10 protein-coding genes are annotated in these 14,404 nt (G+C 68.9%); 3 read left to right on the top strand and 7 right to left on the bottom strand.

The genetic code is table 11. The annotated features are described in order from the left end of the window. Window positions 1–28: 28 nt before the first annotated feature. The 4 genes from araA to ACO0LU_RS04895 all read right to left on the bottom strand — a co-directional run bounded on the left by araA (window position 29) and on the right by ACO0LU_RS04895 (window position 5,408). Window positions 29–1,540 carry an L-arabinose isomerase gene (gene araA, locus ACO0LU_RS04910; protein ID WP_424790311.1) on the bottom strand — a complete coding sequence of 504 codons (1,512 nt, stop codon included), beginning with the start codon at window positions 1,538–1,540 and terminating at the stop codon, window positions 29–31. Continuing rightward, entirely contained in the window at window positions 1,537–2,253 is a 717-nt protein-coding gene (locus ACO0LU_RS04905; protein WP_424790310.1) for an L-ribulose-5-phosphate 4-epimerase, read from the bottom strand. Before ACO0LU_RS04905 ends, araA begins: the two co-directional genes overlap by 4 nt. Beyond that, entirely contained in the window at window positions 2,250–3,977 is a 1,728-nt protein-coding gene (araB, locus tag ACO0LU_RS04900; RefSeq protein ID WP_424790309.1) for a ribulokinase, read from the bottom strand. Before araB ends, ACO0LU_RS04905 begins: the two co-directional genes overlap by 4 nt. Before the next feature lie 153 nt (window positions 3,978–4,130). Then, on the bottom strand, window positions 4,131–5,408 hold the full coding sequence (locus tag ACO0LU_RS04895; RefSeq protein WP_424790308.1) for a glycoside hydrolase family 27 protein: 1,278 nt from the start codon (window positions 5,406–5,408) through the stop codon (window positions 4,131–4,133). Window positions 5,409–5,594: 186 nt separating this feature from the next. Here ACO0LU_RS04895 and ACO0LU_RS04890 point away from each other — a divergent pair, with 186 nt between their 5' ends. From ACO0LU_RS04890 to ACO0LU_RS04880, 3 genes are all read left to right on the top strand, one after another. Continuing rightward, a complete protein-coding gene (locus ACO0LU_RS04890) occupies window positions 5,595–6,305 on the top strand; it encodes a YesL family protein (protein WP_424790307.1) in 711 nt (236 codons plus the stop codon). Window positions 6,306–6,392: 87 nt separating this feature from the next. Beyond that, the gene (locus ACO0LU_RS04885; RefSeq protein ID WP_424790306.1) at window positions 6,393–8,300 is read left to right on the top strand and encodes a glycoside hydrolase family 127 protein; all 1,908 of its coding nucleotides are present in this window, start codon (window positions 6,393–6,395) and stop codon (window positions 8,298–8,300) included. A 93-nt stretch (window positions 8,301–8,393) separates the two neighbouring features. Then, complete coding sequence (locus tag ACO0LU_RS04880) at window positions 8,394–9,917, top strand: alpha-N-arabinofuranosidase (RefSeq protein ID WP_424790305.1); 1,524 nt, start codon at window positions 8,394–8,396, stop codon at window positions 9,915–9,917. Window positions 9,918–10,061: 144 nt separating this feature from the next. On the opposite strand, the gene ACO0LU_RS04875 is transcribed toward ACO0LU_RS04880, so the two are convergent. The 3 genes from ACO0LU_RS04875 to ACO0LU_RS04865 all read right to left on the bottom strand — a co-directional run bounded on the left by ACO0LU_RS04875 (window position 10,062) and on the right by ACO0LU_RS04865 (window position 14,368). Next, a complete protein-coding gene (locus ACO0LU_RS04875) occupies window positions 10,062–12,617 on the bottom strand; it encodes a family 78 glycoside hydrolase catalytic domain (protein WP_424790304.1) in 2,556 nt (851 codons plus the stop codon). Window positions 12,618–12,704: 87 nt separating this feature from the next. Continuing rightward, the gene (locus ACO0LU_RS04870) at window positions 12,705–13,535 is read right to left on the bottom strand and encodes a carbohydrate ABC transporter permease (protein WP_424790303.1); all 831 of its coding nucleotides are present in this window, start codon (window positions 13,533–13,535) and stop codon (window positions 12,705–12,707) included. Continuing rightward, on the bottom strand, window positions 13,532–14,368 hold the full coding sequence (locus tag ACO0LU_RS04865; RefSeq protein ID WP_424786417.1) for a carbohydrate ABC transporter permease: 837 nt from the start codon (window positions 14,366–14,368) through the stop codon (window positions 13,532–13,534). The genes ACO0LU_RS04870 and ACO0LU_RS04865 overlap by 4 nt, the downstream gene beginning before the upstream one ends. Window positions 14,369–14,404: the final 36 nt, after the last annotated feature.

Genomic DNA, 14,404 nt, shown 5'->3' with positions numbered 1-14,404 from the left:
GCAGTGTGGTGGGGCGGGTGTCCCGCGGTCAGTTCATCGGCTGGGCCAACCGGTAGTAGGCGGCGTTCCAGCGCAGTTCCTGGCGCAGGGAGGCCACCTGGGTCTGGTCGTCGATGACCACCAACTCGAGGCCGGCGATCTCTGCGAAGTCCTCGAACACCTCCCGGCCCACCGCGGTGGTCAGGACCGTGTGGTGCGCACCGCCGGTGGTCAGCCAGGCGCGCGCCGAGGTGCGCAGATCCGGTTTGGGCACCCACACCGCATGCGCCACGGGCAGGTTCGGCATCGGCTCCCGCTCGCCGACGATGTCCACCTCGTTGGCCACCAGGCGGAACCGTTCGCGCATGTCGCTCAGCGCCACCACCAGGCCCTCGCCGGGGTCGGTGTCGAAGACCAGGCGCACCGGGTCCTCCCGGTCCCCGATGCCCAGCGGGTGGATCTGCAGGCTGGGGCGCGAGGTGGTCAGGGTCGGGCAGATCTCCAGCATGTGCGCGCCCAGGATCACCTCGTTTCCCGGGGTCAGGTCGTAGGTGTAGTCCTCCATCAGCGAGGCGCCGCCGGGCAGACCGTGGCCCATCACCTTGGCCGCACGCACCAGGATGGCGGTCTTCCAGTCGCCCTCGGCCCCGAACCCGTAACCGGCGGCCATCAAGCGCTGCACGGCGAGGCCGGGCAGTTGGCGCAGCGGGCCGAGGTCCTCGAAGTTGGTGGTGAAGGCCTTGGCCCCGATCTGCTCCAGGAACGTGCGCATGCCCGCCTCCTGGCGGGCGCCGTAGCGCAACGACTCGTGCCGGTCTCCCCCGGGCCGCAGATCATCGACGACGTCGTAACTGGCCAGGTAGTCCTCGATCAGTTCGTCGATGCTCGCCTCGGGCACCGCGTCGACGGCGGCGGCCAGGTCGTGCACACCCCAGGTGTTCACGCTCACGCCCAGGCGCAGTTCGGCCTCGGTCTTGTCCCCTTCGGTGACCGCGACGCCCCGCATATTGTCGCCGAAGCGCACCAACCGCATCCCATAGATCTCACTCCACGCGGTGGCCGCACGTGCCCAGGCTCCCACCTGCTCACGCACCAGGTCCTCCGATGCGTGGCCCACCACCACCTTGCGTGGAGTGCCCAGGCGCGCGGTGAGGTAACCGAACTCCCGGTCCCCGTGCGCGGCCTGGTTCAGGTTCATGAAGTCCATGTCGATCGTGGACCACGGCAGTGCCGCGTCGGCCTGCGTGTGCAGGTGCAGCAGCGGGGTGCGCAGCGCGTCCAGGCCGGTGATCCACATCTTGGCCGGGGAGAAGGTGTGCATCCAGGCGATCACCCCCACGCAGTCGGGGTCGGCGTTGGCCTCCAGCGCCAACGAACGGATCTGCGCGGTGTCCTTGAGCACCGGCTTCCATACGATGCGCACCGGAACCTGGCCCGCCTCGTCGAGCAGCCCGGCGACCTGCTGGGACTGGGCGGCAACCTGGTCCAGGGTCTCGGGTCCGTACAGGTCCTGGCTGCCGGTGAGGAACCAGATCTCGCGCTGGGCGAAGGGGTCGATCACGTGTCCTCCCGGACTCCGTAGACGTTCTGATAGCGGTCGAACAAGGCGTCGACGTGGTGCGTTGCGATGGGGGCCGGATCGCCCAGTTGGCGGGCGATGTGCACGGTGCGGGCGACGTCCTCACACATCACGGCGGCCTTGACCGCGTCGCGGGCATCGGCCCCGATGGTGAACGGGCCGTGGCCGGCCATCAGCACCGCGCGGGAGCGGTGCCCGGTCAAGGTGGCCACGATGCCCTCTCCGATGGAGTCGTCACCGATGAGGGCGAACGGGCCCACCGGGATCTCACCACCGAACTCATCGGCGATCATGGTCAGTACGCACGGGATCGGTTCGCCCCGGGCGGCCCAGGCGGTGGCGTAGGTGGAGTGGGTGTGCACCACCCCGCCCACGTGGTCCATGTGCCGGTAGACGTAGGCGTGCGCGTCGGTGTCGGAGGAGGGGGCGAACTTCTCCGGGGTGCCGTCGACGATCTTCTTCCCGTCCAGGGTGCAGACCACCATCGACTCGGCGTCGAGGTCGTCGTAGGAGACCCCGGAGGGTTTGATCACGAACAGGTCGGCACCCGGCACCCGCTCGGACACGTTCCCCGCGGTCCAGATGACGAGGTTGTAGCGCACCAGCTCGGCGTGCAACTGGGCCACGTTCTCACGCACCCGAGCCACCTCGGACTGCACCTGGGCGGGCAACTCGGCGAGCACGATCCGGCTCATGTCAACTCCTCGGGGACAGTCAGTTCCGGGGAGTCCGCGCTCCCGCCGTCGTCGGCTGTGAGCGCTTGGCGCCGGATCGCCTTGAGCCTTCGCATCACGTCGTTCCCGCCACGACCGAAGTAGTCGTGCAGCTTCTGGTACTCGGCGTACAGGGCGCTGTAGGCCCGGTGAGCGCGGGAGTCGGGGGTGTAGGCACCGACTGTGCGGCCTCCCATCGCCGCTCCCGCGGCCCGCACGTCCGGGTAGGCACCGGCGGCCACCGCGGCGTGGATCGCCGAGCCCAGGGCGGGACCCTGCTCGGAGACGATGGTGCTCAGCGGTAGACCGGTAACGTCGGCGTACATCTGCATCAGGAAGGTGTTCTTCAGCAGCCCGCCGGCCACCACCAACTCCTGCACCGCCAACCCGGAGTCGGTGAAGGCCTCCACGATCGTTCGGGTGCCGAATGCGGTGGCTTCGAGCAGGGCGCGGTAGGTGTCCTCGGGCCGGGTGGCCAGGGTCTGACCCACGATCATCCCGGACAACTCGTGATCGACCAGCACCGAACGGTTCCCGGAGTGCCAATCCAGGGCGATCAGGCCGTGGCCGCCGATCGGTTGCTGGGAGGCCAGGTGGGTCAGGTAGGTGTGCAGGTTCTCCCCGCGTGCGGCGGCCTCCTCGGCGTAGGCCTGCGGCACGCCGGTGGCCACGAAGTGGCCGAAGATGTCACCGACGCCGCTCTGCCCGGCCTCATAGCCGTACAGCCCGTCGACCACGCCGCCGTCGACCACCCCGCACATGCCGGGCACTTCTCGCAGTTCGTCCGCGTTCATCACGTGGCACGTGGACGTTCCCATGATCAGGGTGAGTTGGCCCGGGTCCACGGCGTTCGCGGCCGGTAGGGTCACGTGTGCGTCGACATTGCCCACCGCCACCGCGATGCCCTCGGGCAGTCCGGTCCAGGAGGCGGCCTCGGCGGTGAGCGGGCCGGCGCTGGCGCCCAGCGTGGCGATCTCGCTGGGAAGTTTCTCCTGCGCGAAGGTGGCGAAGTCGGGGTTGAGTGCAGCCAGGTAGTCGCTCGCGGGGTAGCGGCCGTCCTGGTAGATGCCCTTGTAGCCGGCGGTGCACGGGTTGGGTGCGTAGGTTCCGGACAGTTGCCACACGATCCAGTCGGCCGCCTCCACCCAATGGTCCATCGCGGCGTAGACCTCGGGGGCCTCCTCGAGCAGTTGCAGCCCCTTGGCGAACTGCCACTCGGAGGAGATCATTCCCCCGAAGCGGGGCAGCCAGGGCTCGCGCCGCTCCGCGGCCAGCGAGGTGATCCGGTCGGCCTGCGCCTGGGCGGCGTGGTGCTTCCACAGTTTGACGTAGGCGTGCGGGTTGTTCGCGAACTCCGGGAGTTCACTCAACGGGGTGCCGTCATCACGTACCGGCAACGGAGTGGAGGCGGTGAAGTCGGTGCCGATCCCGATCACGTCGGCCGGGTCCGCGCCGGCCCGGCGCAGGGCCTCCGGGACGGCGTTCTTGAGCACGTCGACGTAGTCCGCGGCGTTCTGCAGCGCCCAGTCCGGTGGCAGGGGCTGCCCGTCGCCGGCGCTGAGCACGGTGTCCATCACGGCGTGAGGGTAGGCATGCTCGGCGCTGGCGAGTTCGGCACCATCGGCCACGCGAACCACCACGGCCCGGCCGGACAGGGTGCCGAAGTCCACTCCCACCGCCAGGGCACGCTCGTTGTCCACGGTCACGGGGCCTCCTTCATCTCGGCCTCATCGCTCGGAGGTCCGCACGATGGCGGGCTGTTTGATCCGGGTCGCTGGGCGGGACCGCCGCCCAGCATCCCGGGTGACCTCGATGTTAACGATCACAACTAGGGATGGCAAGACCCTGGCGGCGCCAGGTCAGCGGGCGAGGCGCAGCAGCGCCGAACCGTGCGCGTCCAGGGCCAGGGTGAGGGCGCCGTCGTCGTCCCACGCCTGGTCCGTCCCGCTCCACAACTCGACCACGTCCTCGGTGCCGTCCGCGCCGAGGTGGTATCCGGGTAGGCCCACGCGCACGGGCTCATCGCCCAGGTGGAAGACGCCGGCGTAGACGTGCCCGTCCACGGCGGACTCCGAGCGCCAGACGACCAGGTCACGCTCTCGTAGGACCTCCCGGGGACTCCGGCCCCGGCGCAGCACCTCCAGGACGCGGTCGTTGGTCAGCAACTCGATGGTCTCCGGACTGGACGTGGGTAGGTCCGCCCCCACCATCAGCGGGGATCGGGCGATCACCCACAGGCTCATCAGGGTCTGCTGCTCGGCCGGGGTGAGCCGGGAGTGTCGGTCCTGCCCGCGTTCGGCGCGGATCCCGATCCTGCCCAGGGGGATCATGTCGGCGTCCGCCCAGCCGCCGGGCCCGGAGTGGGGCGCCCAACGGGCCAGCCGGGCGAACTGGTCGCGTACGTCCTCCCACCGGTCCCACAGGTCGTCGCTGACGCGCCACATCGTGGCGTGCTTCCTCAGGTGCCCGCCGTGGACCAGCGACAGGTCCCGGCCCGGTGACAGGGACAACTCGAGGTCGCGACCGCTGCGTCGGATCGCGAGCGCCAGGGCTTCGATGTCCGCAGCACGATAGGGCCAGAGCATGTCATCGGCCTTGATGAAGTCCACACCCCAGCTCGCCAGCTGGGCGATGAACGAGTCGTAGTAGGCCTGGGTGCCCGGATGGCCGTGGTCGAGGCCGTAGTTGTCCGGGTTCCACTCGCACACTGCCCCGGTGTCGGCGATCTGAGCCGCCGTGTAGGAGGTTCCCTCCACGGGCAGGTCCGCGTGCACTGCCGGCCGCGGAATGCCCCGCATGATGTGCACACCGAACCGCAGGTCCAGGTTGTGCACGGCGCCGGCCAGCGGGACGAACCCGGCTCCGTTCGCCGCGGAGGGGAACCGGTTCGGCGCGGGCATCGGCCGGCCGTACCCATCCAGGGCCACGGGCGCATCGGCGTTGTAACCGTGGGCACGGGCGGTCGGGTCGTACCAGGCGATGTCGACGACGACGGTGTCCCATCCGTGGGCTCGCATGCGCTCGGCCATGAACTCGGCGTTGGCCAGCACCTCCGACTCTGTGACGGTGGTGCCGTAACAGTCCCAGCTGTTCCAGCCCATCGGTGGCGTTTGGCTGCGTACGGTCGATGCCGTCATGGCTGCTCTCTCTCCAAGGGAGGGCGGGCGGATGTGAGCGTTCACGCTACTGGGTGCGGTGATTCTGTCCAGCGCCCTGGGCGGCACTGCGGCTCGCGTCCGCCGTGAGGCAAGACTTCCGACGATGCCCGTCATCGGGTCGGTGCCGGACGGCGGGCGACCTACTCTGTGTTCGGTGACGGGCTGATGGGCACCGCGATGACTTGGCTGGTGGGCTGGCACTCCCGGATCGGGCGTGCGGGGCTGCGCCTGCTCGCCCTGCACCTGCTCTGGATCAACTGGACACTGCGCGGGGGGATCGTGCTGGGTGTCTTCCCCGCGACCGCAGCGGTATACGCCGTCATCCGCAGGGACATCCTCACCCCCGAGCACGGGGTACGGGTGCGGCTTCGCACCCACTTCGGCACCACCTGGCGTACCGAGTTCGCGGCGGCGAACCGGCTGGGGTACCTGCTGGTGATCCCGTGGGCGATCCTGGTGATCAACCGCCAACTGGTGGCAGTGGTCGACTTCGGTGCCTCCGGACCGGTGCTGGCCGGTCTGCTCACCGTGCTCGGTGTGGTGCTCTTCGCCGTCAGCGTCAATGTGTGGATCCTTGCGGCCCATTTCGATGAGGGCGCCCTGGCGATGCTGCGCCGGGCCCTCACGCTGATCCCGGCGCGGCCGGCAATTGCGGCGCTGACGATTCTCACCGCCGCAGTCGTGCTGGCGGGCTACTACCTCGTGCCAGGATTGATCATCGTGTTCGGTCTCACCCTGCCAGCAGCCCTCACCTCCCAGGACCTGTGGAGCACCGGGCTCCTGCGGCCGCCGGCAACGCCGGGACCGACACGCCCGGCGCCGACCGTCGGACCCGCCGCGCGCACCTCGACGGCAGGTGTGGCCGCTGCCTCCTGACCACTCCCCCGGCGACCTTTGCCGACCAGTCGGCCCACGCCGTCAGCCGTTCCCGGGCTACCTGCCATGCACTCGAAAGGGCACACCATGACCACAGCCGCACCCGCAGAATCCGCAAGCCCGCTCACCCCGGCCGCCCCGCGTGCCGCGGTCGCCGTGCATCAGGGATTGGCGATGTCCGCGGTCCGGCTGCACGGCGGGGTCCTGGGTGGCTGGCAGGAGCGCAATGCCGCAGCCACGATCCCGCACTGCATCGACCAGCTCGAGGAGGCGGGAGTCCTGGACAACTTCCGGCGCGTGCTGGGGAACTCGGAAGCGGACTACCGTGGTTTCGTCTTTGCCGACTCCGACCTGTACAAGGTGATCGAGGCCGTCGGCTGGGAGATCGCCCGCTCCGGCACCACCGAGTTCGACGCCTGGCTCGATGAGGTGATCGCGCTGGTGGCCCGGGTGCAGGAGCCCGACGGGTACGTGATGACGTGGATCCAGGGGGTGCACCCGGGCAAGAGGTTCACCGAGCTGGAGTGGACCCACGAGATGTACGTGGCCGGGCACCTGATCCAGGCGGCGATCGCTCTGGACCGTGCGGCAGGGCGCACCGACCTGCTGGAGATCGCCCGGGCGTTCGCCGACCTGCTGGAGCGCACCTTCGGACCCGAGGGCACCGACGGGATCTGTGGGCACCCTCAGATCGAGACCGCCCTGATCGAGCTCTACCGCCACACCGGGGAGCGCCGCTATCTGGACCTGGCCACCCGGATGATCGACCTGCGCGGCGCCGGTCTGCTCAAGGTCGGAGGTTTGGGGGCGCGCTACTTCCAGGATCACGAGCCGGTGCGCAACGCCACCGACGCCGCCGGCCACGCCGTGCGCCAGCTCTACCTCAATGCCGGGGTCACCGACCTGTATCTGGAGACGGGCGAGCAGGCACTGGCCGAGGTGATGGACGCCCAGTGGCGCAGTACGCATGAGCGCAAGATGTACATCTCCGGTGCCTTCGGTTCCCGGCACCGGGACGAGGCGTTCGGATCCGACTACGAACTGCCGCCCGATCGCGCCTACGCCGAGACCTGCGCCACCATCGCCGACACGCACTGGGCCTGGCGGATGCTGCTCGCCTTCGGCCCGGGTCCCTATGCCGAGACCATCGAGCGGGAGATCCACAACGCGCTGCGCGCCTCGGTCGATGCCTCCGGCACCCGCTTTTTCTACTCCAACCCCCTGCAGATGCGCCCCGATCGCACCACCGAGGTCAACGCTCCGAAGGAACGCACCTCCTGGTATGAGTGCGCTTGCTGCCCGCCGAACATCGCCCGGGTCATCGCCCAACTATCCGCCTACCTGACCACCTCCACCGAGGACACACTCTGGCTGCACGTGTACGCCGCGGCTGACATCGACCTGCCCGGCCATCTGGGCTCCGGGGTGGTGCGAGTACGCACCGACTACCCCCGCAGCGGCCGGGTGCAAGTGAGCCTCGACGGCGGCGCCCGTCCGGGTGCCCACCTCGCCCTGCGCATTCCGTCGTGGTCGGGACGCACCACGTTCGACGGCGAGGAGGTCACCGCCGGCGATGACGGTTACCTGCACCTGCCGCTCGGGGTGGGCGGTGTGCTGGAGTTGGACATGAGCCCGCGCTGGACCGCCGCCCACCCGCGGGTGGACGCAGTGCGGGGCTGCCTGGCCGCCGAGCGCGGGCCGGTGGTCTACTGCCTGGAGCAGGCGGATCTGCCGGCGGGGATCGACGTGGACGACGTGATCGTCGACGCCTCCCACGCTCCGCAGGTCTGCGGTGAGGGCGACCTCGCCCCGATGCGCGTGACGGCCACCCATCGCCCGGCCCGGCCGGGCCTGTATCACCCGGCTTCCGAGTCCGGGGCCGATGGGGAAGCGTCGGTGCAGGCCAGCCTCATTCCGTTCGGCCACTGGGGCAACCGCGGCACCGGTGCAATGCGGGTCTGGCTGCCCGTTGATGCCCCGCCCGAGTCCTCCTGACCAGTACCGTCGTTGGGGACGCAAACAAACCAACCGCATCAACCCGCTGGTTCGACCACGCCCCGGTGCGGGCACCTACCTGGAGTTCAACTGATGACCAACAACCTGCGCGCCGTGATCAACCTCGACCTGCCCGGTCCGGTGATCAGCAGACACCTGTACGGCCACTTCGCCGAGCACCTTGGCCGGTGCGTCTACGGCGGCTTCTGGGTGGGTGAGGACTCCGAGATCCCGAACGAGCGCGGTATCCGCACCGATGTGGTGCGGGCGCTGCGGGAGCTACGGATCCCGAACCTGCGTTGGCCCGGGGGATGTTTCGCCGATGAGTACCACTGGCGCGACGGGATCGGTCCGCGCGAGGAGCGGCCCCGCATGGTCAACACCCACTGGGGCAACGTGGAGGAGAACAACCACTTCGGCACCCACGAGTTCATGGACCTGTGCGAGATGCTCGACGCCGAGCCGTACGTCAACGGCAACGTCGGCTCCGGCACGGTCCAGGAGATGAGCGAGTGGGTGGAGTACCTGACGCGTACCGGGGACTCCCCGGCCGTGGCGGCGCGCAAGGCCAACGGTCGGGAGGAACCCTGGAAGGTCCCGTTCTGGGGGATCGGCAACGAGGCCTGGGGGTGCGGGGGCAACATGCGTGCCCAGGCCTACGCCGACCTGGCCCGCCAGTACGCCACCTACCTGCGCAACCATGACGGGAACGAGTTGTACCGGATCGCCGCCGGTGCCTCCGACGACGACTACAACTGGACCAGGGCGCTGATGGAGGCGATCAGTTGCTTCGGATGCCAGAAGGAGCCCCGGGGCATCTTCCAGGCGGTTTCCTTCCACTATTACACGATGTCCGGGGAGTGGGCGGACAAGGGCAGCGCCACCGACTTCACCGACGACGAGTACTACCGCACCATGGCGGCCGCGGCTCGGGTGGAGGAACTCATCGCCGGGCACGCCGCGGTCATGGACGTGTACGACCCGAAGAAGAAGGTCGGGCTGGTGCTGGATGAGTGGGGCACCTGGTGGAACGTGGAGCCGGGCACCAACCCGGGCTTCCTGTACCAGCAGAACACGCTGCGCGATGCGCTGGTGGCCTCGGTGCACTTCGACGCCTTCCACCGCCACGCCGACCGGCTCACGATGGCCAACATCGCCCAGACCGTCAACGTGCTGCAGGCGATGATCCTCACCGATCCCGACTCCGGCGCGCTGGTGCGTACACCCACCTTCCACGTGTTCGCGATGAATGCCGGCCACCACGACGCCGCCGCCCTGGCGGCACCGTTGCTGGGTGAGGTGCCGGTGCGTGAGGTGGGCGGGAAGGACCTGCCCCTCATTTCCAGTTCCGCCTCTGTCAAGGACGGGGTTGCCCTGGTCTCGCTCACGAACCTGGACGCCGGTTCCCACCATGAGGTGACCCTGGATCTGCGCGGACGGGCCCTCACGTCCGCGAGCGCCCAGGTGCTCAGCGGCGCGGCACCCCACGCCCACAACACCCCCGGGGACGCCGAGCAGGTGGCCCCGCGCGAGCACCCGGTGACCAGCGAGGCACAGCACGTGCGGATCACCCTGCCCCCGCACTCCTACGTCACGGTGCGCCTCGAGTTGGCCTGAGCACCGCCGTCGTCCCCGGCCACGTCACGGCCCCGTCGCCTCCACCCGGCACCGAAGGCGACGGGTGCGGGCGAAGGCGACGGGCCGGCCACTCGACGACGACCACGAGCGTCGTCCTCGGGCATGCGGCGGCAGGGTCAGCGCTCAGGCGCTACGGCGCGGGTCGGGCACGCTCCATTCGTGCGTGCCCGATCCCACCTCACGTTCGGCCTCTCCCGGGAGCGCCACGACGGCGGAGGTGTTCGGCGGCACCGTGGCGCGCACCGTGAGCATCCCGTCCTGGACGGCCCAGCCCGCCTCGGCCATCCCGTAGGGCGTCTCCACGCGAGCCGCGGCGTCGTCGATGCCGGCGACGGGAGTCGGGGCGATCCGGATCCGGCGGTAACCCGGTGCCGCCGGTGCCAGGCCGGCCAGGCACCGGTAGAGCCAGTCCGCCACCGCTCCGAAGGCGTAGTGGTTGAAGGAGGTCATCTGGCCCGGGTTGATCGTGCCGTCCGGGAGCATGGAGTCCCAGCGTTCCCAGATGGTGGTCGCCCCCATCGTGACGGCATAGAGCCAGGAGGGCACCGCGGTCTGCAGCAGCAGCCGCCCAGCCGTGTCTGCGTGCCCCGTCCTCGTCAGGGCGTCGCAGATGATCGGGGTACCCACGAAACCGGTGCGGATCGTATCGCCCGCTTCTGCCACCAGTTCGGCCAGCCGATCTCCCATCGCCTGGCGCGCCTCGCCGTCGACCAACTCGTAGCAGATCGCCATCGAGTAGGCGGTCTGGGTGTCCGAGGTCAACCGATGCACAGGGACTGCGTACTCGGCGAGGAATGCCTGCCGGGCCCGCTCGGCCAGGTCGGCGTAGCGGGACGCCCCGTCGGCGTCACCGAGCAGCGCGGCGGTCTCGGCCACGATCCGGGCCGAGCGAATCAGGTGCGCGCTGGCCACCAGGTCCTTCTCCGTCTTGGCGTCGCCGGGACTCTCCGGCGGGGCGTCCGGGTCCAGCCAGTCGCCGAACTGGAAGTCACCCTGCCACAGCAGGTTCTCCCCGGCCCGCTCGGCCATGACATCCACCCAGGCGCGCATGGAGGGGTACTGCTCGGCCAGAGCGCGCCGGTCGTCGAAGCGCTCGGCCAGCACCGTCGGCACCACCGTGGCCGCATCACCCCAGGCGGCCGCGGGACGTCCGCCATCCGGAAGCACCTGGGGCACCACGAACGGGCACACCCCGCCCAGGCCCTGTTGCTCGGCGGCCACGTCCTTCAGCCAGGCAGCCAGGAACGCACCGGAGTCGAATAACGTGGTGGCGGTGGGGCTGAACACCTGGATGTCCCCGGTCCAACCCAGCCGCTCATCGCGCTGGGGGCAGTCGGTGGGAATGGACAGGAAGTTGCCCCGCATCCCCCACACCACGTTCTCGTGCAATCGGTTCACCCGCTCATCGGAGCACTCGAACCACCCCGTGCGACGCATATCGCTGTGGACGACGACGGCGGTCAGGGCGCTCGGGTCGAACTCGCCGGGCCACCCGCTCACCTCGGCGTAGCGGAACCCGTGGAAGGTGAACTGCGGCTCGAAAACGTCGTGGCCACCGGAGAGCACGAACTCATCAGTCGCCTTGGCATGCCGCAGCGGACGCACACCCAACTCGCCGTGCTCCAGCACCTCGGCGTGGCGCACGGAGACGACGTGCCCGGGCTCCCCCTGCACCTGCACCCGTACCCAGCCCACGAGGTTCTGCCCGAAGTCCACCACCGTCTTGCCGGACGGGGTGGTCAGCACCTCCCGGACGCCGAGTTCGTCGGTGCGACGCACCGGTTCACTACTCATCGGCTCCGGCACCACCTCGCTCCGGCGCACCGCCACGGCCGGCCAGCCACCGTCGTCGAAGCCGGGCCGGTCCCAGGCCGGCAGGTGGCGGCGGGCATCGATGCGCTCGCCGTCGTAGATTCCGCTGTGCACCACCGGGCCTTCGGCTGCGCCGCGCCACTGCGAATCGGTGCTGAGCACCTCCGTGCGGCCGTCCAGGTACTGCAGGTGCAACTGGGCGGCGACGGCCGGCTGGTCACCGTAGAAGGCTCGGCCCTCGCCGTGGAACCCGAACTTCTCGGTGAACCAGCCGCCGGCGAACCTGATGCCGATGGCGTTACGTCCGGTGCTGAGCAAGTCGGTGACGTCGGTCGCCTCGTGTTCGATCCGGTACTGGTAACTCGTCCAACCCGGCTTGAGCACGTCCGTGTCGACGTCGCTGCCGTTGACCGAGACCTGGTAGACGCCCTGGGCGGTGGCGTACAGGGTGGCGGACGCGAGGTCACCGTTCACCTCGAACTCCCGCCGCACCAGCCCGGGGCACGCCTCACCGACCGGCTCGGCCAGGCCGACGAACTCGGCCCGCCACTCCCCCTCACCCAGGAACACCGCACGCACGGTGACCGGCTCACTCCATGGTGAGAACTCGCCGTCGCCGCCCCGGACCCGCACCTCCACCGCGTGCCGACCGTGGGGCTGCAGGGGCGCGAACGGCCATTCCACGAAGACCGAGTCCGCGCCCTCGAGCTCCACCACGTGCTCGGCGTCCAGGCGCACTTCGGCACCGGACTGGACCCAGTTCGGCGCGTCGGTGCGCACCGTCCAGGACAGGCGCGGGGTCGAGGTGTCGGCGTAGTGGCCGTCCCGGCGGCGTTCGATGCGGACAGATAGAACCTCAATGGACATCGTCGTGTTGCTCGCTTCCTTGCTTGCTTGCTGAAGATCCGGAGTGGGGGCGGACGCGCCCGGCGCGCCGCGCTGGGGATAGTGAGTTCAGCCCTTGACCGCCCCCGATGTCATGCCGGCGACGATCTGGCGGTTGAAGAAGATGTACATGACCAGCGGGGGGATCGTGATCAGCAGGGTGTTGGCAAAGAGCAGGTTCCACTGTGTGGCCGCCTGCTGCTGCATCAGGTTGAAGAGCGTCAACTGGACCGTGGCATTGCGCTCGCCCGGCAGGAAGTAGAGGGGGTTGACGAAGTCGTTGAAGACATTGACCGCCTGCACGACGATCACGGTGATCACGGTGGGCTTCATCAACGGCAGGATCACCGTGAAGAACAGCCGTACCGGGCCGGACCCGTCGATCACCGCGGCCTCATCCAACTCTCTCGGGATGGTGCCGACGAACGCCCGGAACAACAGGATGCAGAAGGAGATCCCGAAGGTGGCCTGCACCAGCACCAGCCCCGGCATGGTGCGAAACAAACCCAGCGCCTGCAGCAACCACACCGTGGGCACCACGGCCGGTGGCACGATCAGACCGGCCAGGACGAAGAAGTTCACCACCGGGTTGATCTTGCTCACCCGCCGCTGCAGCACGTATCCCACCATCGCCGAGACGATCACCATCAGGGTCACTGCGGCGACGGTGATGATCGTGCTGTTGACGAAGGCCCGCAGCACAACGCCGTTGCGCATCGTGAGCACCTCGATCAGGTTCTCCACGAACGCCATCTGCTCCGGCCAGGAGAACTCCAACCGGGAGGCCTCGGCGGGGGTTTTCATCGCCTGCAGGATCACGAACACGAACGGCACCAGGAAGATGATCATCGAGGCGACGATCGCAACGATTCCGCCGGTCCACGTGCGTGCCGACCTCATCGCTCCACCGCCTTGCGGTTGATGATGATCGTGATCGGCACCATGATCGCGGTCACGGTGAGGAACAGGACCACATTCCCGGCCGTGGAGAGACCGTAGAAGCCGGCTTGGTACTGCTTGTAGATGACCGAGGCGATCACATCGGAGGCGAAGCCCGGACCACCCCCGGTGGTGGCCCAGATGAGATCGAACGTGCGCAGCCCACCGATGAGGGACAGGATGATCACGGTCCCGGTCGCGGGCATCACCAGCGACAAGGTGATCCGCCGGAACTGCTGCCAGGCGCCCGCCCCATCGATCTGGGCTGCCTCGTAGTACTCCCGCGGGATGGCTACCAGCCCGGCGATATAGATCAGGGTCGCGATGCCCAGACCTTTCCAGATGTCCACTCCGGCGATGGTCAGCAGCGCGATGTTCGGGTCGGTGAACCAACCCGGGCCGTCGATCCCCACGGCCGCCAGGATGGAGTTGACCATGCCGTCGAAGGGATCCAGTAGGGCGGTGAACATCACGCCCACCCCGATGGTGGACACCAGCACCGGGAAGAAGACCACCGAGCGCAGGTACCCCCGGGCCAAGATGTTCGAGACCAGGAGCACCCCGAGGGCCAGTCCGATCACCACCTTCGCACCCGAGGTGGTGACCCCGAAGATGAAGGTGTTGATGAACCCTTGGCGCAACTGGGGCTCGGTGAAGAACCGCACGTAGTTCTCCATCCCGATGAACTCCGAGCTGAACAGCGTCCAGCGAGTGAGGCTGAAGTAGAAGGAGGCGAAGGTCGGGATGGCGAAGAAGACGACGTACAGCAGCCCTGCGGGCAGGTAGAACCACATCGGATAGGCGTGGCGCCACACACCCGATGACCGGCC

The sequence above is a fragment of the Pseudactinotalea sp. Z1748 genome, assembly GCF_049725185.1.
Lineage (GTDB): Bacteria > Actinomycetota > Actinomycetes > Actinomycetales > Beutenbergiaceae > CALKWS01.
The sequence above is the reverse complement of the archived record's forward strand: the minus strand, read 5'-3'. Positions and strand labels throughout refer to the sequence as shown.

Excerpts from the sequence above, each read along its gene's own strand:
- ACO0LU_RS04905 (WP_424790310.1), bottom strand. The coding sequence starts at position 2,253 with ATGAGCCGGATCGTGCTCGCCGAGTTGCCCGCCCAGGTGCAGTCCGAG.
- ACO0LU_RS04895 (WP_424790308.1), bottom strand. The coding sequence starts at position 5,408 with ATGACGGCATCGACCGTACGCAGCCAAACGCCACCGATGGGCTGGAAC.
- ACO0LU_RS04890 (WP_424790307.1), top strand. The coding sequence starts at position 5,595 with ATGGGCACCGCGATGACTTGGCTGGTGGGCTGGCACTCCCGGATCGGG.
- ACO0LU_RS04885 (WP_424790306.1), top strand. The coding sequence starts at position 6,393 with ATGACCACAGCCGCACCCGCAGAATCCGCAAGCCCGCTCACCCCGGCC.
- ACO0LU_RS04880 (WP_424790305.1), top strand. The coding sequence starts at position 8,394 with ATGACCAACAACCTGCGCGCCGTGATCAACCTCGACCTGCCCGGTCCG.
- ACO0LU_RS04875 (WP_424790304.1), bottom strand. The coding sequence starts at position 12,617 with ATGTCCATTGAGGTTCTATCTGTCCGCATCGAACGCCGCCGGGACGGC.
- ACO0LU_RS04870 (WP_424790303.1), bottom strand. The coding sequence starts at position 13,535 with ATGAGGTCGGCACGCACGTGGACCGGCGGAATCGTTGCGATCGTCGCC.
- ACO0LU_RS04865 (WP_424786417.1), bottom strand. The coding sequence starts at position 14,368 with ATGTGGTTCTACCTGCCCGCAGGGCTGCTGTACGTCGTCTTCTTCGCC.